This window comes from Pirellulales bacterium, from assembly GCA_019694435.1.
Taxonomy (GTDB): domain Bacteria; phylum Planctomycetota; class Planctomycetia; order Pirellulales; family JAEUIK01; genus JAIBBZ01.
The window spans coordinates 21,316-46,959 of the sequence record JAIBBZ010000006.1; the positions used below are offsets into that span (position 1 = coordinate 21,316).

At 64.6% G+C, this 25,644-nt stretch carries 18 protein-coding genes and 1 tRNA gene; 13 read left to right on the forward strand and 6 right to left on the reverse strand.

The genetic code is table 11. The features are described 5' to 3' along the window. The first annotated feature begins 69 nt into the window (after positions 1-69). The 8 genes from K1X74_07255 to K1X74_07290 all read left to right on the forward strand — a co-directional run bounded on the left by K1X74_07255 (position 70) and on the right by K1X74_07290 (position 8,069). Entirely contained in the window at positions 70-279 is a 210-nt protein-coding gene (locus K1X74_07255; protein MBX7166131.1) for a hypothetical protein, read from the forward strand. A 26-nt stretch (positions 280-305) separates the two neighbouring features. Then, positions 306-1,076 carry a methyltransferase domain-containing protein gene (locus tag K1X74_07260; GenBank protein ID MBX7166132.1) on the forward strand — a complete coding sequence of 257 codons (771 nt, stop codon included), beginning with the start codon at positions 306-308 and terminating at the stop codon, positions 1,074-1,076. A 701-nt stretch (positions 1,077-1,777) separates the two neighbouring features. Beyond that, positions 1,778-2,839 carry a sigma-54 dependent transcriptional regulator gene (locus tag K1X74_07265; protein MBX7166133.1) on the forward strand — a complete coding sequence of 354 codons (1,062 nt, stop codon included), beginning with the start codon at positions 1,778-1,780 and terminating at the stop codon, positions 2,837-2,839. Between the two features lie 1,098 nt (positions 2,840-3,937). Further along, positions 3,938-4,522, forward strand: a complete 585-nt coding sequence (locus tag K1X74_07270; protein ID MBX7166134.1) for a hypothetical protein — start codon at positions 3,938-3,940, stop codon at positions 4,520-4,522. A 72-nt stretch (positions 4,523-4,594) separates the two neighbouring features. Then, entirely contained in the window at positions 4,595-4,786 is a 192-nt protein-coding gene (locus K1X74_07275) for a hypothetical protein (GenBank protein ID MBX7166135.1), read from the forward strand. 313 nt (positions 4,787-5,099) lie between these two features. Then, the gene (locus K1X74_07280; protein MBX7166136.1) at positions 5,100-5,897 is read left to right on the forward strand and encodes a PEP-CTERM sorting domain-containing protein; all 798 of its coding nucleotides are present in this window, start codon (positions 5,100-5,102) and stop codon (positions 5,895-5,897) included. Between the two features lie 532 nt (positions 5,898-6,429). Next, on the forward strand, positions 6,430-7,269 hold the full coding sequence (locus K1X74_07285) for a PEP-CTERM sorting domain-containing protein (GenBank protein MBX7166137.1): 840 nt from the start codon (positions 6,430-6,432) through the stop codon (positions 7,267-7,269). Beyond that, on the forward strand, positions 7,266-8,069 hold the full coding sequence (locus K1X74_07290) for a PEP-CTERM sorting domain-containing protein (GenBank protein MBX7166138.1): 804 nt from the start codon (positions 7,266-7,268) through the stop codon (positions 8,067-8,069). Before K1X74_07285 ends, K1X74_07290 begins: the two co-directional genes overlap by 4 nt. Positions 8,070-8,072: 3 nt before the next feature. Here the strand turns inward: K1X74_07290 and K1X74_07295 are convergent, their stop codons facing one another. Together K1X74_07295 and K1X74_07300 are read right to left on the reverse strand one after the other, a co-directional pair. Then, positions 8,073-9,518, reverse strand: coding sequence for a DUF1501 domain-containing protein (locus K1X74_07295; GenBank protein ID MBX7166139.1), 1,446 nt, complete (start codon positions 9,516-9,518; stop codon positions 8,073-8,075). 5 nt (positions 9,519-9,523) lie between these two features. After that, positions 9,524-12,724: a DUF1553 domain-containing protein gene (locus tag K1X74_07300; protein ID MBX7166140.1), complete on the reverse strand. Its 3,201-nt coding sequence runs from the start codon at positions 12,722-12,724 to the stop codon at positions 9,524-9,526. A gap of 657 nt (positions 12,725-13,381) precedes the next feature. Between K1X74_07300 and K1X74_07305 the strand changes: the two genes are divergently transcribed. From K1X74_07305 to K1X74_07325, 5 genes are all read left to right on the forward strand, one after another. After that, a complete protein-coding gene (locus K1X74_07305) occupies positions 13,382-13,951 on the forward strand; it encodes a Rieske 2Fe-2S domain-containing protein (GenBank protein ID MBX7166141.1) in 570 nt (189 codons plus the stop codon). Between the two features lie 43 nt (positions 13,952-13,994). Further along, positions 13,995-15,791, forward strand: a complete 1,797-nt coding sequence (locus K1X74_07310) for a cytochrome b N-terminal domain-containing protein (protein MBX7166142.1) — start codon at positions 13,995-13,997, stop codon at positions 15,789-15,791. Between the two features lie 233 nt (positions 15,792-16,024). Then, positions 16,025-19,600, forward strand: a complete 3,576-nt coding sequence (nifJ, locus tag K1X74_07315) for a pyruvate:ferredoxin (flavodoxin) oxidoreductase (GenBank protein ID MBX7166143.1) — start codon at positions 16,025-16,027, stop codon at positions 19,598-19,600. After that, complete coding sequence (locus K1X74_07320; protein MBX7166144.1) at positions 19,597-20,601, forward strand: dihydroorotate dehydrogenase-like protein; 1,005 nt, start codon at positions 19,597-19,599, stop codon at positions 20,599-20,601. Before nifJ ends, K1X74_07320 begins: the two co-directional genes overlap by 4 nt. A gap of 111 nt (positions 20,602-20,712) precedes the next feature. Next, positions 20,713-20,786, forward strand: a tRNA-Arg gene (locus tag K1X74_07325). 103 nt (positions 20,787-20,889) lie between these two features. Here the strand turns inward: K1X74_07325 and K1X74_07330 are convergent. From K1X74_07330 to K1X74_07345, 4 genes are read right to left on the reverse strand one after another with little or no spacing between them, the layout of a single operon-like run. Beyond that, entirely contained in the window at positions 20,890-21,966 is a 1,077-nt protein-coding gene (locus tag K1X74_07330; GenBank protein ID MBX7166145.1) for a GHMP kinase, read from the reverse strand. Positions 21,967-22,020: 54 nt separating this feature from the next. After that, the gene (locus K1X74_07335; protein MBX7166146.1) at positions 22,021-22,743 is read right to left on the reverse strand and encodes a nucleotidyltransferase family protein; all 723 of its coding nucleotides are present in this window, start codon (positions 22,741-22,743) and stop codon (positions 22,021-22,023) included. A gap of 10 nt (positions 22,744-22,753) precedes the next feature. Beyond that, on the reverse strand, positions 22,754-23,686 hold the full coding sequence (locus tag K1X74_07340; protein MBX7166147.1) for an NAD(P)-dependent oxidoreductase: 933 nt from the start codon (positions 23,684-23,686) through the stop codon (positions 22,754-22,756). 42 nt (positions 23,687-23,728) lie between these two features. Beyond that, positions 23,729-25,633: a hypothetical protein gene (locus tag K1X74_07345; protein ID MBX7166148.1), complete on the reverse strand. Its 1,905-nt coding sequence runs from the start codon at positions 25,631-25,633 to the stop codon at positions 23,729-23,731. Positions 25,634-25,644: the final 11 nt, after the last annotated feature.

Here is a 25,644-nt window from a genome sequence, read left to right on the forward strand (position 1 = left end):
GAGCATTAAAATCACGTTAAGATGTTCGCAGCGTTGACCGCGCACGCCCTTTCGCCGGATTTCACTCGCATGTCGACCACCTCCACCACCGCCTCGGCTGTCGCCGCTCAACTCGAACTCACGCGCGAAGATGCGGCCCTGCTGCTCGATGCCCTGCGCGTGCTAGGCAACTGCCATAAGTTCGCTTTTCGCGACGAAGCCAGCGAGGCGAGCGATGCGCTGGTGCGCAATGTCAATCAGCTTGCCGCGCGGGTCCGTGCGGCGATCAGCATGAAATAGCGGCCGCCTGTACAGGAACCACGGCCATGCACGCAAGAATCGAATCGCCGCTGCTGAGTTGCCGCCGTCGGTTGTTTTGCTGGACGGTCGTGGCCCTGGCTGGCGCAGGAGTCTGGCCCGCGCCGAACATCGCGGCGGAACCCACGGCCGACGCCGCGGCGACTGCCGAATTGCCCCCGCCGCTGACGCACTATCTCGGCCGCGAGATCGCGCCGTTCATGTCGTACCACGGCGCCGACTGGCTGGTTCGAGCTTCGCGCGAGCAGGAAGAAAGCTGCGCCGAGCTGCTCGCGGCCTTGGGAATCAAGCCGGGCCAGACCGTCTGCGACCTGGGCTGCGGCAACGGCTATTACACGCTCAAAATGGCTACCCTCGTCGGCGCAAAAGGCAAAGTCTACGCCGTCGACATCCAGCCCGAGATGTTGTCGCTGCTCGATAAGGAGCTCGAGGCCTCGGGTACCAATTGGGTCGAGCCCATCCTGGGAACCGTGGCCGATCCGAAGCTGCCCGCGGGCACCGTCGACCTGATCCTTTTGGTGGACGTCTACCACGAGTTCTCGCACCCGGAACCAATGCTTCAGGCGCTGCGCAAGAGCCTCTCTCCGAGCGGCCGGATCGCTTTGGCCGAGTTTCGGGCCGAGGATCCTTCGGTGCCGATCAAGCCGCTGCATAAGATGAGCAAAGAGCAGATTCTCAAAGAGTATGGGGCCAACGGTTTACGGCTGGTTGGCCAATACGACAAACTGCCCTGGCAGCATCTGATGTTCTTCGCGCCCGCAGAAGCGAAGCAGCCCTGACGACGGCGATCATCCTTGCTTATCGTCAGGGGGATCTACATGCACCGATCGGGGGGAAACACATAGATCCCATGTGCGTGACGATCGGGCGGCCATGTGACGGGTGCATATTTTGCCCAACCCGCATCGGGGACCGCCCTTAGGCCCTCAAACAGAGGCCCGAATCGGGGTTGTTAGCAGGCTCACAATATCGACCATAAGTTAATATCGCTTAATGACTTATGGTCACATCACCTGTCAACTTTTTTCTACCGACGCCGGGCACTTCTCTGTTGCCGACGCCGGAATCTCTGATTAGCATAAGCGTTAATCGGAAGAGACAGGGTAGGGAAAGTGGATGGTTTGTGCGCGTGCACGAGAGGCCACGCGTCTTCCTCCGTTTCCCTCGTTGTGTCAAAGGGTCTCGAAGGCGCTCACGTCGAGTGTGGCGACTGTCGCAGACTTTGTTGACGCCGTACTTTGCCGGTTGCGACTGAAAAGTCGTTGCCGGTCCGACACGGATGCCAAAGCTCGCGCAAGTGGGCAGGAGGAAGAAGTTCGGACCTCAGGGACGAATCGTACGCATCCTGGACGTTTTGGAACTGGCACGCTAGTGATTTGCACCCGTCGCTCGCAGACTCGGGCCTGACCGCTGCGGCGACACGAACAGAGAAGCAGCGAACGATGCGTACGCATGGGCAGCATCGTTCCGAGGAACGCCGATGTCGATTTCGCATGAACGTCATGCTGACGGTTCGCGCAGCGCCACGCCTGGCGCCGTGCCCAACCGTATTGCCGGGGTCGCCTCTGGTGCGACCGATCTGCTAGGCAGCATGGTGCTGGGACGCAACACGCAGATCCGCAAGATCGCGGAACAAGTTCGCCGTGTTGCCGAGTTTCCCTGCACAGCCTTGATTTCCGGAGAAACCGGAACGGGCAAAGAGCTCTGGGCAAAGCTGATTCATAACTGTGGCCCGCGCGCCGCGCGACCGTTTATCCCGGTCAACTGCGCAGCGCTGACGCCGACTTTGGCGGAAAGCCAACTATTCGGCCATGAAAAAGGGGCGTTTACCGGCGCCGCGGGCAGTTCGTTCGGTGTGTTCCGTGCTGCCAACGGCGGCGTCGTGTTCCTCGACGAAGTCGGCGAGATGCCGCTCGACTTGCAGCCCAAGCTGCTGCGCGTCTTGCAGGAATGCGAAGTCACACCGGTAGGTGCGGCGCACCCGGTGAAAATCGACGTGCAGGTCGTCGCGGCCACGAACCGCGATCTCGAGGCCGAAGTCGCGGCAGGTCGATTCCGCGAAGACCTTTACTACCGCTTGTCCGTGGTCGAGTTCCACGTGCCGCCGCTGCGCGACCGGCGCGAGGACATCGGCGAATTCTGCCAATTCTTCTCGCGGATGTTCGCGGCCCGGTATGGTCGCGAAGAGTGGATCCCGCTGCCCGAGCAGCTCGAGCAATTCTGCGAATACCATTGGCCCGGCAACATCCGGCAGTTGGCGCACATCATCGAACAGTCATACGTGCTCGACTGTGCGCCGCAACTGCCGAACCGCCAGGCCATCAAGCCGGCACGACGATTCGCGCTGCCCTATCTCAACCTGCAACGCTTGCGCAATGAAGCGGTGCGTCAGGCACTGGCGGCGACGCGCGGGCACAAGGGCCGCGCCGCCAAGCTTCTAGGCGTGCACGCCAACACGATGACCCGGCTCTTGGGTCAGTTGCCCGAAGACGCTGAAACTGGCGATGGCCATGCAGCCGATAAGCCGGCGACTCGCAACTAGCACCTCGGCACTCGGGTTCTGAAATCCACTGCCGCACGGGCCTGGGACTCTTTCCCCAATCTCCGCTTGGCGCTTCCTCATGGCGGTGAAAGCCGCTCCGCGCCCGGTGCGTGGCAGCACAGCTAGCGCCGAGCCGTCTTCTTCACCCTCCCGCAGGCTAAGTCCTGATCTGCGAGCCGTTTAGCAACGCGCCGCGGGGGCGTCTATTGGGGCCTCCATGATAAGGGCAGGGCAGTCTCACCGTCGGTGAGCGGCCATCTCAAATTGGTGAACCGCCAAGCCTTGGAACCTCATGGCTCGCGGGCCCAGAGGAAATGGATCAACGGAACCTGTTTTAAAATCAAGTCTTACATCAATTTTATTTTTTTCTTTACTTAACTCACCTCTGCCTGTCGTCTCACCAAGACAGTGCCCATTCACCCATCCAGTGAAAATTGTCGTAACACTCTTAAAAACAACAAGTTACTGCGATCTACCAAAAAAACACTCCTTGAACCTGTGAAATAGCCCGTATTGTCGCCGAGTCGCGGCAAAATGGCGCACTCAATTTTAAGTCATTATTTTTAAATGACTTAAGAACATCAAAAAGTTTTATTTTTATCTTGGCATGTGCCTTGCTTTTCTCCAACCCGCCTAACCGCCCGGTTGATGGCGCCGGATGACCAGTCGCGGCTTGAGGGAACTCTGCGGTTCCTGCAGCGTCGCGGGGTACCGGCTGGCTCCGTGAAGGCGTCGCGGGCGTGAAGGCCGACCGTCGCTTGCCCTGATCGTGGGCAAGTCGGGCGTTCGAGGGGGGACTCCGTTCTTGACTGCGTTGTCGGCGCCGTTGTGGCGCCCGGTGGCCGGTCAGGCGTTTGGCGAGGCGCAAATGCGGCAACAGTTTTCGACCCGCCGAAACGACGACGAGCGCTGCGCTCGCGAGGGTTTCGGTTCCGTCGAACCGCCGACAGCTTCGACTCCAACCGGGCCCATGCAATCGCGCGGCAGTAGATCTGCGGCGCGAATCGGCGAAGGGGACTCGAGTTGGAGTTTTGCCATGCGCAAGGCGTTTACTCCGCAAGCCAGTACCAGACCGTGAATAGCCGGGAAAGCTTCGCAATGAGTCCATTCCAGCCCCAACTTGCCGAGGTGCCGCACCGCGCTGCACCTGCGGAAGCACCAGGCACGACAACCCTGTTGCAGTGCCTGGTGGTGGCGATCGACGCCCAGCGCCGCGAGCAGCTCGCCTGGTCGGCCGGCCAGAGCGGGTGGCGGGCCATTCCCTGCCTCGACGCGGAGGTGGCGGAGAGTTGGTCGCGGCGGACGTTCGTACAACTCGCGGTGATCGATCTCGAGCATCCGGCGCACGCCGCGCAGCTCGACTTGATCGCGCTGATCGAGCGGCTCGGCCGCTCAGGAACCACGTTGCTGGTTGTCTGCGGAAACGAAGGCAACCTGCAGGAAGAAATCTGGGCCCGGCAGATCGGTGTGTGGATGTATCTGCCGGGTGTCGGCGAACCCGCGGAGCTCGCTCAGTTGTTGGGCGAGGCACGCGAGATTGCCCAACGACTAGCTCCGGCGGCCTCGTTGGCCAGTCGGCAGCAGACCGCGGCTTCTGATGGAGCCGCCGCGGTCGAAGGATTCGGTCAGGCGTCCTCGTCCCACCCGCGCCGCAGACGCTGGTCGGGCCAGGACCTCGGCTGAGTTCCCTGATCGGTAAGTGTTCCGCTTGACTGCAACAGAATCCGTTTGACTCGACACAAAAGGGAGGAAGTCATGCAAGCCAACAGCCTGTACGACACGTACGAAGCCGATTCGACCTCGGCTGAGACCGGTATCTATGACCGTGCGCGCAAGGGTGAGGCCGTACCGCGCCGCTCGCGCCGGATCAGCTATTCCCGCTCGGGAGGCCGCCCGTCGGTCCACAGCGGGATTCATCGCCGCCGCAACAAGCGGTGGACCTGGTAAGCACACACGTCGCGATCAGACACGCGCGGCTCGCTGCGAGCCACCGCGGTCAGAACGCGATGCGAAGCCCTGCCTCCGGGTCGCGGCTTCGCCCAAGGAATGCCCCCGCTCTCGGCAGCAACCGAGCGGGGCGAGTCGGTGTAGGTCCGGGGAGAGGCAACCCCGCCGAACGAATCGCGGTACGGCCGTCCGCAGCGGCCAGACGGCGATACGCGCGGCACCGGACTGTGGGGCGAACTATGCAAGGCGGTGCCTAGCGATTGCGATCGCGGGACCCGTCACAACAACCAAGCCTTAGTGGAGTTTTTACGTGATGAAGAAGTTTTCGATGCTTGCGATGGCTGTAGTGGTGTTGGGCTTGACGACTGGCAAGTCGCTCGCTAGCCCCACTGCGGTCTCGCTGACTCTCACCAATTCGACCCTGCTGCTGACGGTTGACGCCCTGAGCGCGATCACCGCGTCGATCGGCTTCAACCCGACCGGCACGCAGAACATCGTCCTCGATGACTGCGATCCACTCGCCACGTCGATGCAGTTCACCGGCGGCCAAATCAACCTGGCCGATCAAACGCTCAATCTGAACCTCGGCGCGCTCGGTGTGATTCGCGCCGGGTTTTTCAATACCAGCATGAACGCCCTGAACAGCACCCTCAGCGTGCCGCTGACCTATACGGGCGGTGTGTGGAACTACTCGTTCGACCCGGGTGACACCACGGCCGGGAACGTTGTCAGCAGCTCGATCAATCAGGGTCTGCTGACCTACGCCGGCTCGGGCGCCATCGCGCTGCTGCTCGGCTCGGGCACGTTGGATTTCTCCACCGACCCGGTCAATGCCGAGATCCCGTCGCTGGGCCAGATTGGCACGCTCACCCAGACGTTGCTGGGCAGCGGCGGTGGTTCGACCACCTACGGCGTCTTGCTCTCGGCTCCGCTGTCGATCTTCACCTCGATTGACTCGGACCTCGGCATCAACGCCACGCTGCAAGGCGTGATCCAGGCGACCGGTAGCTACGTCTGCGTGCCGGAACCCTCGACGTTGGTGCTGCTCGGTGTCGCCGCGGCCGGCGTGCTGCCGCTCGTGCGGCGTGCCAAGCGCAACCGGAAAGCCTAAGGGCCCCGGCTCGCGCCCATCGCGATAGCCAGTTAGCGGCCGGCTCCCACGCAAGTGGGAGCCGGCCTTATTCCACACGCTCTCGGGTGCCACCCCGAACCGGCGTGCCACCACGGTCGCCACCACCCTGCAGGGAACGGCGACGACTTCGACAGGAGCATTCGAACATGAAATCGCAGGGTCCAGAGCTTCCGGAACACGACGGAGATGGGCAAGAGCAGGACGCCCTCTCGCGGTTTGGATTGAACCGTGTCGCACCGCAGCGGCGCGTCAGCCCTCGCTTCACCAAAGCGCGGCGTCCGAGCGTGAGCAACGTTGCCGGCATGCACCGCCGCCGTAACAAGCGGTTCTATTGCTAGTCTCGCCCGATTCATCGGCCCCGAAGCCCGATGAAACCGGCGTTTCTCGAACAAGACTGCAGCTGGAGGTCGGACCTGGGTCCGACCTCCAGCTGAGTTTTCTTGCATGCGCCTGGGGAGGGCAGCGTGGGCTTGTCCTCCAGGCAAGGCAAACACAAAGGAGGGAGCAGGCCATGTTTTGCATCTTGCGCTCGTCATTGCCGCTACTGCTCGTATTGTGCTCTGCGTCTTGCTGCATCGCCGCGCCGGTTTCCACCACGTTGACCCTCGTGCCCGGCAGCAATTTGACCCTGACGGTGCGTTTGCTCGGATCGATCTCGACGAGTGTCAATGTGCCGGCTTCTGGCACGCAGAACCTGACGCTCGACAGTTGCGATCCGCTAGCGACGACGCTCTCGTTCGACGGCGGGCAACTGTTCGCCGACGACAATTCGTTCACTTTCGACCTGGGAGCACTGGGTTCGGCCAGCGCATCGCTGATCGACGTCACCTTGGCTGCCCTCAACACCCCGGGCCAGATCCCGCTCAGTTACTCCGGTGGTACCTGGAACTACCAGTTCGATCCGGCTGATTCGACGAATTCCAATACCTATAGTGGCGTCAATGGCGGATTGTTGACCTATCAAGGGTCGGGACCCATCGCGCTGTTGCTCGGTTCAGGCACGCTCGATTTCTCCTCCGATCCGCTGTACTTCGAGCTGCCGCAGGGCGGAGAATTGGCGACGCTCAACCAGACCTTGCTCGGCACCTCGGGTGGCGCGTCGACTTACGGTTTGACGCTCACGCTGCCGCTATCGGTCAATGCTCAGATCGTCGTCCCGGGGCTGGGCGTCGATGCGTACTTCTCCGGCACGATCGGCGCGACGGGGTCGTACGTCTGCGTGCCGGAACCTTCGACCGTCGTGCTCTTGGCCGCGGCTCTGGCGGGTTTCCTGCCGCTGGCCCGGCGCGTCGTTGTGAAACGATCCACCGACATCGACGGCCCGCGCGCCGAACCAGGTGAACGGCCATGAAACGCTGGCATTGGATCGGCTGTTGCTTGTGCATCGCCTTTGCGGCACCCGCCCAGGCGGCCCCGCTGGCGGCCAGTTTGACCGTGCCGAATTCGACGCTGTTGCTTTCGGTCGACGCCTTGGGTGCGATCACGGCGACGGCGAACCTCAGCCTGACCGGCACGCAAGGGATCGAGCTGAACGACGATTTTCCCGTGGCGACGAAATTGACGCTGGGCGGCGGCAGCCTCGCGATTGCCGATAATTCGCTGACGCTCGACCTCGGTGCCCTCGGCTCGATCGGTGCAGGGCTCGTCGGCGCGGTGATCTCGGGGTTCCGCTCCGACGGGCAACTGCCGCTGCAGTTCACGGGTGTCGACAGCTTTGCCTTCGACCCAGGCGACGACACCGATCCGACCGAAACGATTCTGGACGTGGGACTGTTGACCTATCAGGGAACAGGACCGTTCGGCTCGCTGCTCGGCGACGGCACGATCGATTTTTCAAGTTATGGGGCCCGGTTTCTCCTGTATTCGATCGGCCCTTTGGGCACGCTGACCCGCTCGGTGGTCGGGACGAGCGGCGGGATGACGACCTATGGGCTGGCACTCGCCGCGCCCATCTCGACGGAGCGCATCCAACTCGATGATCCCGCTCCGGATGGCATCTTCATCCAACTGCAAGGCATGCTCTTCGCGACGGGCACCTACGTGGTCGCCGTGCCGGAGCCCTCGACAATCTGCCTGGTGGGCCTGGGCTTGCTCGCGCTAATTCCGTTCGTGCGACGACCCAGGCCACGTAGCGGCCGGCCGCGTCGATAACGGCTACGCCAAGAGCTTCGTGACCAGCTCGCCGTGGACGTCGGTCAGGCGGAAGTCGCGGCCCTGGAAGCGATAGGTCAACTGGGTGTGTTCCAGACCGAGCAGATGCAGCAGCGTGGCGTGCAGATCGTGCACGTGCACGCGGTCGGTCACGGCATTGAAGCCGAAGTCGTCGCTGGCGCCGAGCGTCAAGCCCGGCTTCACGCCGCCGCCGGCCAGCCACATGGAGAAAGCGTTGGGATGATGGTCGCGGCCATCGTTGCCGCCTTGGACCATCGGTGTGCGGCCGAACTCGCCGCCCCAGATCACCAGCGTCTCGTCCAACAGCCCGCGCTGCCGCAGATCCTTGATTAGGGCCGCAGCGGGGCGATCGGTCAGGCCGCATTGCTCCTTGAGACCGGCGGTGAGGCCGCCGTGATGGTCCCAGGCCTCGTGGAACAACTGGACAAATCGCACGCCGCGCTCGATCAACCGCCGGGCGAGCAGGCAATTGTTGGCGAACGACGGCTCGCCGGGCGTCGCGCCGTACAAGTCGAGCGTGGCCTGCGTCTCTTGCGAGATGTCCATCAGCTCCGGCGCGCTCGATTGCATCTTGTAGGCCAGTTCGAAGGCGTTGATCCGCGTCGCGATTTCCGGATCGCCGACGACGTCGAGTCGCCGCTCGTTGAGCGCGCGCAACGCGTCGAGCGACTCGCGCTGCATCTCGGCATCGAAGCCCGGCGGGTTCGAGAGGAACAAGATCGGGTCGCCCTGATTGCGAAACGGGACGCCCTGAAAGACGGTCGGCAAGAAGCCGCAACCCCAGTTCGACGCGCCGCCGCTGGTGCCTTTTTTGGCCGAGTTGAGCACGACGAAGCCCGGCAGCTCGCGCGATTCGCTGCCTAGGCCATAGGTGACCCAGGCGCCCATGCTGGGTCGGCCAAACTGCTGCGAACCGGTGTTCATGAAGATCTGGCCCGGCGCGTGGTTGAACGCATCCGTGGCCATCGAGCGCACGATGGCCAGCTCGTCGACCACTTCGGCCAGATGCGGCAACAGCTCCGAAACCTCGGCACCGCATTGGCCATGCCGGGCAAACTTGAACTTGGGGGCCAGCAACGCCGACTGCGGATTGATAAACGCGGCTCGATAACCCTTGAGCAACTCGGGCGGAGGCAATTGGCCGTTGTACTTCTCGAGCGCGGGCTTGTAGTCGAACAGCTCCAGATGGCTCGGTGCCCCGGCCATGAAGAGATAGATGACGCGCTTGGCCTTGGGGGCGAAATGCGGCGGGCGCGGGAGCAGAGGATCGGCGCCCGTCACGGGCGCGGCCTGCGCAGGTCCGGCAGCGCCTTCGTTCAACAGCGACGACAACGCCATCGTGCCCAGGCCCAGGGCGCAGCGTTCGAAGAACCAGCGCCGGGTCATGGCCTGTGTGGCGGCGGAAAGCTGCTGGTGGCGCGCGTGCATCACCCTTACTCCCGGGTAATCGTTTCGTCGAGATTCAACAGTACCCTGGCCACGACCGTGTACGCGCCCAGCCGGGTCGGCGTCGCGCCCGGTGGCAGATCGTCGGGCCGGTGGTCGCTGCCGGTGGCGATCAGCCAGGGATTGGCCCAGCCGTCGGCGATTCGCCGTTCTTGCCGCTCGAGCAATGTCAGCAACATGTTCAACTCGCCGGACTCGGGCGCCCGGCTCACGCAACGCCGGAACGCATAGGTGATCCGCTGCGCATCGTCGCTGCCGCCCGCGACCAGGGTCTGCCGGGCCAGCGCCTGGGCAGCCTCGATAAAAATCGTCTCGTTCAGCGTCGTCAGGGCCTGCAGCGGCGTGTTCGAGCGCGTGCGCCGCACGCAGGAGAAATCGCCGTTGGGCGTGTCGAAGTTCTGCAATGCAGGGAAGGGAATCGAGCGCCGCCGGAACGTGTACAACGCCCGGCGATAACGGTTCGCACCCGTCTCGGAGTTCCAGGTCATGGGCCCGTAGCTCAGCGCCAAGACGCTGGTGGGCAGCGGGGGATAGACGCTCGGGCCACCCTGCGCTGGATTGAGCAGACCGCTGGCCGCCAACGCGATGTCGTGCACGATCTCGCCCTCGGCGCGCACGCGCGACGCGCGGGCCAGGAGTCGATTGAAGGGATCCTTTTCTCGCAGCTCGGGCGTAACGCGCGAAGCCTGGCGATAGGTCGCCGACGATACGATCGTGCGATGCAGTTGCTTGATGCTCCAACCGCGATCCATGAATTCGCAGGCGAGCCAATCGAGCAGTTCGGGATGCGAGGGCCGCTCGCCCTGCACGCCGAAATCCTCCGGCGTCGACACCAGGCCCGTCCCGAAGTAGGCCTGCCAGACGCGATTGACGAATACCCGGGCCGTGGTCGGGCTGCGGCGATCGACCAACCAACGCGCGAGCGTCAAGCGCGTCGGCGGCGCGTCATCGGGCAGCGCATGCAAGAACGCCGGCACGCCGGCGTCCACGGGTTTACCGGGGCGGAGAAAATCGCCGCGGGTGAGCATCCGCGTCATCCGCGCCTCGGGGCGAGTCTGGAGCACCAGCGACGTCGCGCCGGCCGGCCATTGCTGCCACAGCGACTCGATCTGGTGGTTGGCGTCCTCGAACTGGGGCGTCTGCGTGCGCCAGTACGAGAACAGCGCGGCGGCCTGCGTCGGCGAGCGCCGCGCCTGCGGTGTGTGCAGCGCCTCGCTCACGGCCAGGGGCAGGACCCGCGACGCCGGATCGGCTGCCGAAGTGATCGACACGCGAAAGCAGCCCAGCAGGTTGTTCTGATGATCGTCGCTGTTCCAGCCGCCGTGGTTCTGCACGAGCTTGACGACGATCTGCCCACCGGCAGGCAAATCGACGGGTTCGGCGAATTGGAATACGGCCACGCGATCCTGGTTGCGTCGCCCCGGCCCCGCGTCGATGCCCCAGGCGGTTTCGTTGTTGCCGTCGATCGCCATGCCGACCGGACCGACGACACGCGACTTGCCCGAGCGATCGTCGAAGTTCGGTTCCAACGGGCTTTCCGGCTGGTTGTAATCGGCGACTGCCGCGGCGAGCTTCACTTCGCGGCGCTGGTCCGGGGCCGCGGCATCGATGACCTCAACCTTGATCTCCGTCAGGCCGAACGTGCCTTTGAAGCTGCGTCCCGGCCCGCCGCAAGGCAGATTCGGATTGCGGAGCGTCTCGAGCCGCACGCCCGTCACGCGCAGCAGCGGGACGTCGCCCGTCACCTGGAAGGTGCAATGCGTCGGGGCGTAACCGGCGCAGAGCATCGATTGATCGGCCAGCAGGCTGAGCTTGGCCCCGCCTCCCAATTCGGAGTAGTCCTGGGGCGCAAGCACCGTCCAGTCCACGTCGGCCGCCGCGGTCTCGGCAGCCCAGGCGTCAAGCTGAGTTTCCCAATCGCCGACGCGCTCGCGCAGCGAATTCTCGATACTCCGCATGTCGCTCGTCAGGCCGGCGATCTGCTGCAATTCGTCGGCAGTGTACACCACCTGCGTCGGTTCGTGATCGTTGTTCAGGAAGGCGAACAGCCGGTAATACTCTTCTTGGGAAAATGGATCGTACTTGTGCGAATGGCACTGCCCGCATTGGATCGTCAGGCCCAGAATGCTCTTGCCGATGCAATCCATCCGATCGAACATCGCGTCCATGCGGAACTGTTCGGGATCGACGCCGCCTTCCTCGTTGAGCATCGAGTTGCGCAGGAAACCCGTGGCCACGATCTGATCCTGCGTCGCGTCGGGCAATTGGTCGCCGGCAAGTTGTTCGATGATGAACTGGTCGTAGGGCAAATCGCGATTGAACGCGCCCACGACCCAATCGCGGAAGAACCAGACGTTGCGCGATTTGTCCTTTTCATAGCCGTCGGAATCGGCATACCGGGCCGCATCGAGCCAATGGCGCCCCCAGCGCTCGCCGTAATGCGGCGAGGCGAGTAGCCGCTCGACCTGCATTTCATAGGCGTCGGGCCGCGAATCGGCGACGAAGGCATCGACTTCGGCGATCGTCGGCGGCAGCCCGATCAGATCGAGGCTCAACCGTCGCAACAGCGTCGTGCGATCGGCCTCGGGCGAGGGCGCGAGCCCCTCGCTTTCCAACCGCGCCAGCACGAACTGATCGAGTTCGCCACGGGCCCAGTCGCCTCGTTGCACGGCAGGCGGCTCAGGACGCACCGGCGCTTGAAAGGCCCAATGGTGCTTCGCGCGATCGATGAGTGCGGCCTGTGGATCGTCGGGCCAGGTGGCACCCTGATCGATCCAACCTTTGAGCAGGGCAATCTGCGCCTCGCTCAACGGTTCGGAGCCGGGCGGCATGCGTTCCAGATCGGCGTGCGTGCCGCTGACGGCTTGAATCAAGACGCTCTCGGCACTCTTGCCGGGCACGATCGCAGGCCCATAAACAGCCTCCGGGTGATTGAGCGCGGCAGCCTTTTGATCGAGCCGCAGGCCCGACTCCTGCTTTTGCGGGCCGTGACACTTGTAGCAGTGTGCCGCCAGCAGGGGTTGAATCTGCGCGGCGTAGTCGATCCGCTCTGTGGCCGGGGTTTGAGCATCCGTCGCGGCAGGCTCTGCCGCGCGAAGCCCCGTCAGACTGCCAAGCACGATCGCTGCCGCGCAGAGCGCCGGCCGAAGGACAAGCGAAACCCGGTACAAACGCGAGACGGTTTTCATGAAGCGGCGGGACCTCGAGGCAAGCCTCGAAGGCGTCGAGGAGGGATGCGCGGTGGTACCCGGCACACTATCTTAACCCCGCGTTTGGCGACGATCCAACGCGGCGGGGCTCAGCCGCACCCTCGAGAAACGCCAAAGGCCGGGCATTACCCGGCCTTGACTCCTTCAACCCTGGCCCCAGCCTCGCGGAAGTGGCGAGTCGAGAATTCCCCTCTGGCGGGATGCGAAGCGATGGGCCGCGTCCCTAGACCGACCGGCGCAGGCTTCGCCACGGACTTGGGCCGAACCTCTCAGGCTCCCGCGAGGCTCCTTCTGTCGAAGCTTGGCATTACTCGTCTCACTTCCTTTCCGCCCACCTTTATTACGCACCCAACCGGCGGTTCGTTCGTGTTGTTGCCGTCTGGAGGGCGCTGCAAATTGTCGCGGACCGGCAAGTGGGCGATTTCGCGCCGTCTTGTCGCGGCCGCGCGCTATGGCGCGCAAGATGGGCCCGCGCGGTGCGAGGTTTGGGATTGGTGAGCGGCACGATCGATTTATATAATCCACCTCGCCTTCCACCGGTTCGAGTGATCCGGTTACCGGGTCGAGCTTCGGGGTTTGCTCGGCTCCCCGCCTAGGCTGGTGCAGTTTTCTTCGTGATCGCATGGATCTCGTTGCATGAATCGTCGCAGCGTATTAGCGGCACTCAGCGCGATGATGGCCACGGCCACAGGGGCGCTCGTGGCGGTGCCGGGCGTGGGTTACCTGTTCGCGACCGCGGCCAACAATCGGGGCGCCGGCAAGACCACGCAACGCGTGGCGCGGCTGCGCGACCTGCTGCCCGATCGCCCGCTGCGTGTACCGGTCATCGCCGATCGCCGCGACGCCTGGACGCGCTTCCCTCGCGAGGCCATCGGCGGCGTGTGGCTCGTACGGCGCAGCGGCGAGGATGTCCCCGCGGCCCAGGCACAGGTCGACGCCTTTACGGAGATCTGCCCGCACTTGGGCTGCCGCGTGCATCACGACACGCCGAACAAGCAATTCGTCTGCCCCTGCCACCATGCCCGGTTCCGCGAGAATGGTGAGCTCGTGCCTGCAGCCGAGCTGCAGCAACCGAACCCGGCTCCGCGCGGGCTCGATGCCCTCGATTGCCGGCTGGTCGAGGACCCGGCCACCAAGGAATGGTGGGTCGAAGTGGCGTACGAAAAGTTCGTCGCTGGCATTCCGGAACGCATCGCGGCCTCGTAGGCGAACAGCGAACCACCCCACGGGCTACAACAGCGAGCCACGCGTGATCGGCAGCATGGGCGACTGGTTGAACGAACGAGTGGGCTATCGCCCGGCGATCGCCGCGTGCCGCGCGCGACTGCTGCCCGACGGGCCCAGTTGGTGGGCAGCGACTGGCAGCCTGGTGTTGTGGCTGCTGGTTGTCGAGGCGGTGACGGGCGTGCTGTTGATGGCCACGTATAGCCCTTCGTTCACCAACGCCTGGGCCAGCGTGCACTACATCGAATCGTCGCTCGGCGGCCGCATCATCCGCGGCGTGCATCACTGGGGGACGCAAGCCCTGTTCGTGGCCTTGATCGTCCATCTGGCGCGGTGCCTGCTGGTGGCGGCATTTCGCGCGCCGCGCGAATTGATCTGGATTACCGGCGTCTTGCTGTTGCCGCTCACCTTGGCGTTCGCCATCACGGGCAACCCGCTGGTTGCCACGCAAAGCGGCGTCGCCCAAATCGAAGTCGAAAGCAATATCGCCGCCGCCACGCCCGGTGCCGGCCCGCTGATCCGCCGGCTGCTGCTGGGCGGCGACGCCGTCGGCCACCTGACGCTGACGCATTTGTACACGCTGCATAGCGTGTTGCTGCCAACGATCGTGCTGCTGCTGTGCGTGGTCCATTTCGGCCAGATCTATCGCCATCTGGTGCGGGCCAACGTACCGAAGCTGGCCGACCCGACGCCCTTGCCCTATTGGCCCTACCAATCGGTGCGCAACCTGCTGGTGCTGCTGGTGGTATTGGGCGGGCTCGTGGCCTGGGCCTACTACGCAGGCGCACCGTTGACGATGCCGGCCGATCCGGAAATCGCACATACTCCGCGGCCCGAATGGTACGTGCTGTTTCTGTTCGAGGCGCGGCGTTACTTCTCGGGGACCTGGGAACTGCTGCCGACGCAGGTCTTTCCCGCGTTGTCGCTGGGCCTGCTGCTGGTCTTGCCGTGGATCGACGCGCGGCTGCCCCGGAGCGTGAGCTTTGTGTTCCGCGCGCTGTTGCTGGTCGTTGGCCTGGGATCACTGGCCGTGCTCACCGGGCTATCGCTCGCGCGCGATGCCGGCGACAAGCATTTGCAAGAGGAGCAGGCGCAGGCCCAGACGCTTGCGGCACGCGCCCGCTTGTTAGCCGACGCGGGCCTGATTCCTCCCGAGGGGGCCATCGCGCTGTTGCGGCGCGATGCCCTCACGCAAGGTCCGGTGCTGTTCAAGACGCATTGCGGCAGTTGCCACGCGCACACCGATGCAGCCGGAGCCGGGCTGGCTCTCGACAAACCGCAGGGGGCCAACCTCTACGGTTTCGGCACGACCTCGTGGCTTCGCGGCCTGTTCGATCCTGCGCAAATCAACACCCCCAAGTACTTTGGCGGCACTCCGCACGCCTCGGGCGATATGGCCACTTATGTCGAGGGCGACATGGCGACCTGGAGCCAGCAGGAGATCGAATCCGTGGCGCTGGCCCTGGAGGCCGAAGCGCAACTGCCGGAGAGCCGCCCGGTCGAAGGTACCCAGGACCAGATCGAGGCTGGCCGGAAAATCCTGGCCGACGATGGCCGCTGCGCACAATGCCACAAGTTTTACGAAGCGGGTTCGCTGGGCTCGGCACCGGACCTGACCGGCTACGCCTCGCGGCAGTGGATGCTGGACCTGGTCTGCGACCCGGGCAAGTCGCGGTTCTACGGCGATCTCGATCACAATATGCCCGCTTTTGCCGCGGTCGAGGGCGATTCGCCCGCTAATACCCTCTCGCGCGAATCGATCGGATTGATCGTCGATTGGCTGCGTCGCGACTGGTACCGGCCAACGAAGGCGGCGAAGTAGCGCACGACGCGCCGCCCCTGGTGTGCCGCATCGACACGCGCCGCTACGATGTTGCTGCCAAAAGCGCGCCGATTCGACACAGCAATGTTGACTTACGCCGCCCGGTTACGGCGTTCTTCGCATGACCTTGTGGTTCGTCTTGTCGCCTTTTTCTAGCGGCACTGTGTTTGCTACGTGGCTGGGGTGGGCAAGTTCGCTTGAGGATTGGTCGATTTCCTTCGGAGTGCTGAAGCGTGGGCACCTTGAAGACCTTGGATGGAAACGAAGCGGCGGCTCGTATCGCACACCTGGCGAGTGAAGTGATCGCGATCTACCCGATCACTCCCGCCTCGCCGATGGGTGAGTTGGCCGATACCTGGTCGGCGGCGGGCCGCCGGAACATGTTCGACACCGTTCCCACGGTGATCGAGATGCAGAGCGAAGCGGGCGCCGCGGGATCGGTGCACGGGGCCTTGCTCGGCGGCACGCTGGCCACGACGTTCACCGCGTCGCAAGGCCTGCTGCTGATGATTCCGAACATGTACAAGATCGCCGGCGAGTTGTTGCCGGCCGTGTTTCACGTCGCGGCCCGGACCGTGGCGACGCACGCGCTGTCGATTTTCGGCGATCACAGCGACGTCTACGCCGTACGGCAAACCGGCTGGGCGATGTTGGCCTCGAACAGCGTGCAAGAAGCGCAAGACATGGCCCTCTTGGCACACGCCACTACGCTGGCCACGCAGGTGCCGTTCGTGCATTTCTTCGACGGGTTTCGCACTTCGCATGAAGTCAACAAGATCGAGCTCTTGGACGCCGACGACGTGAAGGCCATGATCGACCTGGCCGACGTCGAAACGCATCGCCGCCGGGCGCTCGATCCCGATCGGCCGACGCTCCGCGGTACGGCACAAAACCCCGACGTGTTTTTCCAGACGCGCGAAGGTGCCAACCGCTATTACGACGCGCTGCCCGACCGGCTGGCCGCGGCCATGGAACAGTTCGCCGTGCGCTGCGGGCGAACCTATCACTTGTTCGACTATTGCGGCCCGGCCGACGCCAGCGACGTGATCGTGATGATGGGTTCGGGCACCGGCGCCGTCGAGGACTATCTCGAGCGTGCCGGCAACAAGCGCCGCGTAGGCCTGGTCAAGGTGCGGCTGTTCCGGCCATTCGATGCGTACCGGTTTGTCGAGTCACTGCCCGAGGGCGTCGAGCGGATCGCCGTGCTGGATCGGGCCAAGGAACCCGGCGCCGTGGGCGAGCCGCTGTATCAAGACGTGGTCACGGCGCTGGCCGAGGCCTGGCATGCGGTGCACCCCGGCCGCGCTTTGCCGCAAGTCTACGGCGGCCGCTTCGGGCTCTCGAGCAAAGAGTTCACTCCGGCCATGGTGGCGGGCGTGGTCGCCGAATTGCACCGCCCGCAGCCTCGGCGGCATTTCACCGTGGGCATCTTCGACGATGTGACGCATCTGAGCCTGCCGTGGAACGCGGACGACTGCCCCGAAGACAACGACGTGTTCTGCGCCGTGTTCTTCGGCCTCGGCAGCGACGGTACGGTCGGCGCGAACAAGAACTCGGTCAAGATCATCGGCGAGCAGACACCGCTGTTCGCGCAGGGCTATTTTGTCTACGACTCGAAGAAGTCGGGCTCGGTGACGGTTTCGCACTTGCGCTTCAGCAAGCGGCCCATCCGCTCGACGTATCTGATCCGGCAGGCGAATTTCGTGGCCTGTCATCAGTTCTCCCTGCTCGAACGGATGGACGTCGTCGAATCGGCCGCGCCGGGTGCGACCTTGCTCCTGAACGCCCCGTACACGGCCGCCGAGGTTTGGGACCACCTGCCCTGCGAGGTCCAAGAACGGATTCTCGATCGCCAGTTGCGGGTCTTCACGGTCGACGCGGCCCGGGTCGCGCGCGAAGCCGGGCTGGGTGGCCGGATCAACACCGTGATGCAGACCTGCTTCTTCGCATTGGCTGGCCTGATGCCGCGCGAACAGGCGATCGAGTCGATCAAGTACAGCATCCGCGCGACGTATGCCCGCCGTGGAGAGGCGGTACTCGAAAGGAATTTTGCCGCCGTCGACGCCTCGCTGGCCGCGATGGCCGAAGTCGACACTGACCGCGCGGCCGACGGCCTCCTGCGGCGGTTGCCCGCGCTCGTGGGCCCCGCGCCGGACTTTGTCACACGGGTCACGCAAACGATCGCTGCGGGCCACGGCGACCTGCTGCCCGTCAGCGCCTTGCCGGTCGACGGCACGTTTCCGACGGGCACCTCACGCTACGAGAAGCGCGGCATCGCCGCCGAAATCCCGACCTGGGATGCCGACATCTGTACCGCTTGCGGACTCTGTGCGCTGGTTTGCCCGCACGCGGCGATCCGCATGAAGCTGTTCGATCCGGCCCAGGCCGCCGGGCGGCCCGACGGCTTTGCCAGTCGTCCCTGGCCCGGCGAGGAATTGCCCGGTGGAGTGCTGGCGATTCAGGTCGCACCGGACGATTGCACCGGCTGCAGCATGTGCGTCGAGATCTGTCCGGCGCGCAGCAAGACCGTTGCCCGGCACAAGGCGCTCGATATGCAGCCGCGCGGCGAGAAACTCGAGCAGCGACGGCAAGCATACGACTGGTTCCTCGAGCTGCCCGACGTCGATCCCAGACACGTGAACTCCGAGGCCATCAAGGGCTCGCAATTGCTGCTGCCCTTGATGGAATACTCGGGAGCCTGTGCCGGGTGCGGCGAAACCCCGTACTTGAAACTGATGTCGCAGTTGTTCGGCGACCGCGCGGTGATCGCCAACGCGACGGGCTGCTCGTCGATCTACGGCGGCAACCTGCCGACGACCCCCTGGACGGTCGATCGCCACGGCCGCGGGCCGGCGTGGGCCAACTCGCTGTTTGAGGACAACGCTGAATTCGGCCTGGGACTTTGCCTGGCCCTCGATCACAAGCGCGCCACGGCCGAAACACTCTTGCACAGCCTGCGCCGGCCGGCCGACCCGGCGCTGGTCGAGGCGCTCGTCGCCGCACCGCAGCGCACCCGGTCCGACATCGAAGCGCAGCGGCAACGCGTCGCGCGGCTGCGCGAGGCGCTGGCCGGGAGCGCCGATCCCCAGGCCAGCCGGCTGGCGGCGATGGCCGACGCGTTCGTGCGCCGCAGCCTGTGGATCGTCGGGGGCGACGGTTGGGCCTACGACATCGGCTTCGGCGGGCTCGATCACGTGCTGGCCACAGACCGCGACGTCAACATCCTCGTGCTCGACACCGAGGTCTATTCGAACACCGGCGGGCAGGCGTCGAAGGCCACCCCGCGAGGCGCCGTGGCCAAGTTCGCCTCGGCCGGCAAGGCCATCGGCAAGAAGGATTTGGGCATGCTCGCCGTGGCCTATGGCCATGTCTACGTGGCGCGCATCGCGCTGGGAGCAAACCCGGCCCAGGCGATTCGGGCCTTCCACGAGGCCGAGTCGTATCCTGGCCCCTCGTTGATCCTGGCCTACAGCCACTGCATCGCGCACGGCATCGACATGGCCACGGGCATGTCGCACCAGAAAGACGCGGTGAAAAGCGGTTACTGGCCGCTCTACCGCTACGATCCGCGCTTTGCCCGGACGGGCCAGCACCCGTTCCAGCTCGACAGCCATGCGCCGTCGTTGCCGTTATCGAAGTTCACCGAGCGCGAGGCGCGGTTCGCGATGCTGGCCGGCGCCGCGCCCGAGCGCGCACGCGAGTTGGCCGCCGCGGCCCAGCAGGAAATCACCGATCGATGGCACTACTATGAGCAGATGGCCGGCATCGAGCGCGATTTGGCCCAAGCTGCCGCGGGAGCCGCACCGTGATGATTGATCTCTCCACACGTTATCTCGGACTGTCGCTGCCGAACCCGGTCGTCGCGTCGGCCTCGCCGTTGACGGGCCACATCGATTCGCTCCGCAAACTCGAAGACGCCGGCGCGGCCGCGGCGGTGTTGCCGTCGTTGTTCGAAGAACAGATCGAGCACGATGCCCTGGAAGTGCAGCGGGTGTACGAATATGGCGCCGAGTCGTTCGGCGAGTCGCTGAGCTATTTTCCCGAACTCGATCAGCCGCATTCGGCCCCTGAGCACTACTTGGAAAAGCTGGCCCAGGCGCGGCGGGCCGTGCGGATTCCGCTGATCGCCAGCTTGAATGCCTCGTCGCCAGGCGGCTGGGTGCACTATGCCCGCCGCATCGAAGAGTGCGGCGTCGACGCGCTCGAGTTGAACGTCTATTACGTGCCGACCGACGGCAGCGAAACGGCCGGCGACGTCGAGCGTCGCTACCTCGACCTGGTGTCGCAAATCCGCTCGACCGTGCGGCTGCCCTTGGCCGTCAAGATCGGGCCGCAATTCACGGCCTTGCCCAATTTCTGCCGGCGGTTGGTCGACGCGGGCGCCGATGGCCTGGTGCTGTTCAACCGCTATCTGGAGCCCGACATCGACATCGACACGTTGGAACTGCGCCCCAATCTGGTGTTGAGTACGCCGCACGAACTGGGCGTGGCGCTGCGGTGGATCGCCATTCTGCGCGATCAATTGAGCACTTCGCTGGCGGCCACCGGCGGCGTCCACACGGCCGTCGAAGCGATCAAATCGCTGCTCGTCGGCGCAGACGTCGTGTTGCTCGCATCGGCCCTGTTGAAGCATGGCGCCGGCCATGTGGCCACGATCCTCAAGGGCCTCGAAGAGTGGATCGCCGCCGGCGGCTATCACTCCGTCGGGCAATTGCGCGGCAGCATGAGCCGCAGCCATTGTCCCGATCCGTCGGCCTTGGAACGGGTGAACTACATGCGGGCCCTGGTGTCGTACACCGGCCCGCTGTAGGGGGCGACGGTCTTACCGCTGCACCCCGGCGACGCGCGGCCGCGGCCCAGTGCCCGGCTGCCCAGATGCCCCGCGCCGTGGTAGGTTATGGATTAGCGTGTCTGCACGCATGCACCCGTGGCGCAACTGGATAGCGCATCGGTCTTCGGAACCGAGGGTTGCAGGTTCGAATCCTGCCGGGTGTAATTATTCGTTCCCCAGGTTTGCGGCCATACACGGCAGATGCTGCACGGGGCAATTGCAGCAAGGGCGCAGCGGCTCGTCCGTGATCAAGAGACGGCGGCGGCTCTATTGCCGCGTCTCGGCCGTGTCGTCCTGGGCCTTCAACTCGCGGAACGAGCGCCGCGTCGTTGCGTCGGCGTCGTCGGCCGGGTATTCGCGCTCGCGATCGAAGAAGATGATCTGGCTGCCATTTGGCTCGAAATCGAACGGCACATGGACCAGTTCAGAGAGCTCTTGCCGCACGGCGGCTTGCTGGTCCGTGGGCACGTACAGCAAGAAGAAGCCCCCGCCCCCTGCGCCGAGCAGCTTGCCACCCAGCGCCCCGGCGGAGCGGGCCCGCTCGTAGATGCTTTCCAGCTCGCCGTTGGTGACCCGCGCGCTCAACGAGCTCTTCAGTGCCCAGGCCTCGTGGAGCAACCTGCCGAAATCGTCGAGGCTGCCGGGCCCGCACAGCACCTCCAGGGCCTCATCGACGAGGGCCACCATCGATTGCACCTGGCGCTGTCGTGTCGCCAGCGTGTGCGCGTAGGTGTCGGCCACGTCGGACGCGGTCCTTCGAATGCCCGTGTAGAACAGCATCAGGCTGTCGGACAACGCCTGCCTGCGCGCCGGGGGCAAGACCACGGGCCGCACGGTGAACTCGCCCGTGGGATGAAACGTCACCTGGTTCAGGCCGCCGTAGGCCGACAGCACTTGATCCTGCGATCCGACGGTTTCGCACAGGATATCTTGTTCGAGATGAATCGCCTCTTGTGCGAGTTGCAGCTTGTGAACCATGCGTCCCTCGAGGGCATGCAAGGCATGCAGCAAGCCCACGGCAAACGCCGAGCTCGTGCCGGCGCCGCTGCGTGCCGGCAGGTCGCCGTCGTGATGAATCTCCACGCCGCGATCGATCTGCAGGTAGCGCAACCCTTCGCGCACGGCCGGGTGCGAGATCTCGTCGATCGACCGGCAGGTGTCGCACTTCGAGTAGACGACGCGAAAACGATGTTCAAAAAACGGCGGCAGGTAGCGGCAGGTCAGGTAGCAATACTTGTCGATCGTCGTCGCCAGCACCTTCCCGCCGTGCGCGCGGTACCAGGACGGATAGTCCGAGCCTCCGCCAAAGAACGAGACGCGGTAAGGTGTGCGGGAAATGATCATGACGCGAGACGCTCGAGTGTCGATCAACGGGGCCCGAACGGGCCACCAACAATTCTAAGCCGGGTCGACGCGACCGGCGAGGAATTCGCTTGCGCGGCGGTACGACTCGGGCGTGCCAATGTCGATGAAGTGCCGCCCACCCCTCCAGCCCATCATCGCCGACCCAGTCCAGGCAGGAAAGCAATCGCGTTCGAGCGAGACGGGTTTTCCCGGTGGAATCTCGCCCAGCCGCGTGCGGGAAATGAGGTATATGCCGGCATTGATGAGCCCGGGGCCACCGGTGGCCTGTTTCTCGCGAAATTGCCGGACGTGGCCGGCGGCATCCAGCTCGACCAGGCCGTAGGCCGCCGTATCGGCCACTTCGGCGAGCGCGATAGCGACGCTCGCACCGCTGCGACGGTAGCACGCGACGAATTCCGCGAGATCGACTGCGCAGTACGAATCGCCATTGAGCACTAGGACCGGGTCCGAGGTCAGCCGGTCGCTGGCCAACCGCAGCGCACCGGCCGTACCCAGCGGCTGCGATTCCTGGCTGTACGTGAGTCGCATGGGGCCATAGGCATCGCCAAAGGTTTGCGCGACGCGCTCGCCCAGGTAGCCGGTGCAGAGCGTCGCGGCCGGCACCCCTGCGGCGACCAATTGGTCGAGCAGATAGGCGAGAAACGGCCGGCCATTCACCGGCGCGAGCGGCTTGGGAAGATCGTCGACGACGCCGCGCAGACGGGTGCCCAATCCGCCGACCAGAACGGCGGCCGAGATGTCCGCTAACGCGCTCACCGCAGCACGCTCACACGTTCTTCCACGGGTGACGACCCATCATTCGGTAGCCGAGCACCAGTTCGGCAACGCCCGCTTCCAAGCTGCGCCGCGCCGCGAAGCCGGCTTCGCGCAGGCGAGCGTTCGAGACAATGTAGTTGCGCTTGTCCGGGTCGACACCGACCTCGGCAAAGTGCAGGTAGAAGCCGGGAACGAAGCGTTGGATCAGCTCGGCGAGTTCGCCCTTCGAAAGGTTGGCTTCATCCAGCCCCGCGTTGTACGCCCTGCCGGCCATGGCTTTGCCCTGGGCCACGGCGTGGACAAAACAGTCGGCCACATCGCGGACGTGAATGAAGTTCCGCTTGAAGTGTTGTTCGAAGATCACCAGGTAGCCATCGGTGACCGCGGCATAGACGAAGTGGTTGACCAGCAGGTCGAGCCGCATACGTGGCGACATGCCGAAGACCGTGGCCAGGCGAAGCGACACCGACAACGGCGCATCGAGCACGGCCTGTTCGGCGTCGACCTTCGTGCGGCCATACAGCGAAATCGGCTCGAGCGGGGTTTCTTCCGTGCAAAAGGTGGCCCCTGAACGGGTGCCGTAGCCGCTGTTCGTGTTGGGAAAAACGACGAGCTGACTGGGCGACCGCAAACGCAGCAACAAGCGAATGGCGTCGAGGTTCACGCTCGTCGCCAGTTGTGGATCGGCATCGCAGGCGCCGGCCCCCACAACGGCGGCCAGCGGAATCAACGCGTCGGCCTTGCGCACCAGCGGCGCCAAGACCGTCTCGTCGCGGACGTCGCCCCGTGCAAAGTCGAAGCCCGAACGGGCGCAGAGGTGCAACAGGCTCGCCTGGCCATAGAGCAGTCGATCGAACACCGTGACGCGATGCCCTGCATCGAGGAGGTGTTCGACGAGGATCGAGCCGAGGTACCCGGCACCGCCGGTAACGAGAACATGCATGGGGTATTCGTATTCAAAGGGACGCGTTGCGGTTCGAGTCGCTCAGCGATCAGGGCCGGCGACGCGGTACAGTCGCAAGGTATCGCTCTCGGTTTCCAGCGGCAGGTCGAGCTGCCAATCTTTGTATACCAGAACGTCGGTGAACTTGAACTCGTCGGCGAGCTGCCGCCATTCACTGGAGCTGCGCCGCTGCCAAAGCTCTTTGGCCGCCTGGGGCAGCAGTCGATTGCCCGTCATCGAGACCGAGGCCCGCAACGGATCCAGCAAGGAGATTCCGTACAGCTCGCTCAGCTCGCGTTGGGCCGCAGGGCCCGCCTCCGGCACATACGGCAGCATGTCGACTCCCCCGCCGCAGAAGATGACCGGACGCCCGGTCTTCACCTGCACGAGAAACAAGTCCGAACCGGTCAGCAGCATTCCCTGGCCGCGGGCAGCCCGAACCAGCGAGCCTTCGAGCGCCAGGGCCTTGTTCCCCGATTTCCATTTGGCCTCGAGTGCCAACCAGCCTGGCAGCAGCGCGGCGACGATCAACAAGCCGCCGAGAACCAGGCGCGGCTGGAAGCGGGCGCCCCCGGTGAACGACCAGACACCGATTTCAGCCAAGACGACCGCCAGGACGGCTTCGATTCCCGTGACGCGAACCGTGCTCACCACGGCTGCCGCCAGCATTGTCGCGGCCTGCAAGGTCAGCATCACTCCGCGCCCGGGCAGTGTTTGCAGCCCTGCGATCAGCAACACCATGCCGAAAAAGAGCGCCGCGATCAGACCAAACTGCGGCTCAAAGGTCACCGCAGCCAACGCGACCGGCATCACGATCCAGTTGGTCATGACCGCCAGTTGACGCTGGTAGGCCGCGACCAGACCGATGGCCAAGGCGGGAAAGGAAATGATGACCAGATTGACAAACCGCCCCGGCATCGCGCGGCGAAACAGCCAGGGCAATTGGTCCTGGAACGGGGTCAACATCGCGGCCACCGCGGCCAGCACGCCCGAAATGGCCAGGCACCAGAGCAGCTCGAGAGCCTGGTCGGGTAAGTCGTCGCGCAACTTCTTCGTCCAGAGAATCGCGAGCGCCGCCACCAGCACGTTGAGAACAACGCCCGGATGCCAAGGCGCGATCATCGGACGGTGGTAGTCGCCCAAGGCGGAAACAACCTCGACGAATTGGTGTTTTTCCGCCGTCGCGACGGCGGGCAAGTGTTGCCAGGCCTGGAACTGCACGGCCAGGCTCAACCCCAGCACCAGTGCGCCGGCGACGAGCGCGGGCCACACCAGGCGCAACACCGTTCCAACACGGCGCTGGAGCAATGTGCTCGCCAATGCCACGACCACGCCCCAAGTTCCCAGCGTTGGGTGGACCGCGGGCGCCACGGCCAGCAAGAACCACGCCAACCGAAGATGGCCGCGGCCGAGCAACCCGAACGCGAGCAGTACGAAGCTCCGGCCCATGTGTCCGTAGGTGTTGGGCGTTGCCAGAAACTGCAGCGGATAGGCCGGCGCGGCCATGCTCCAACTGCTGGAAAAGGCCTGGTACAGCACGGGCGTCAGCAGCGCAAACCGGCGATCGCCGCCCAGCGCCAGGCTGACGAGCGACAGCGACTGAAAGGCCAGCATGCCACCCAGCGCCGACAGCACCAGGCTCGCCGACTTGGCCGACAGGCCCGCTTGCAGCAAGAGGGCGCTCAACTGATTGAGCAGCGACCAGCCGCTGTAGTGATAGATCTCAAACGAGGTTTCCGTCGGGTAGATGACCTGGTCGGCGAGTACTTGCGCCGTTTCGACGGCGACTTGCCAGTCGGACGCGGCCAGCCCAGCGACAATGCCGAGAAACCCGCTCCAACAGGCCACCCATACGGTCTCCAGCCAGGGCGCGTTGGGCGCGCTGGTGTTGGCCGGCTCATCGCCGAGTTCGACGTTTGCAAGAGACGAAGCAGATTTGTGTCGCATACCGAGCCACT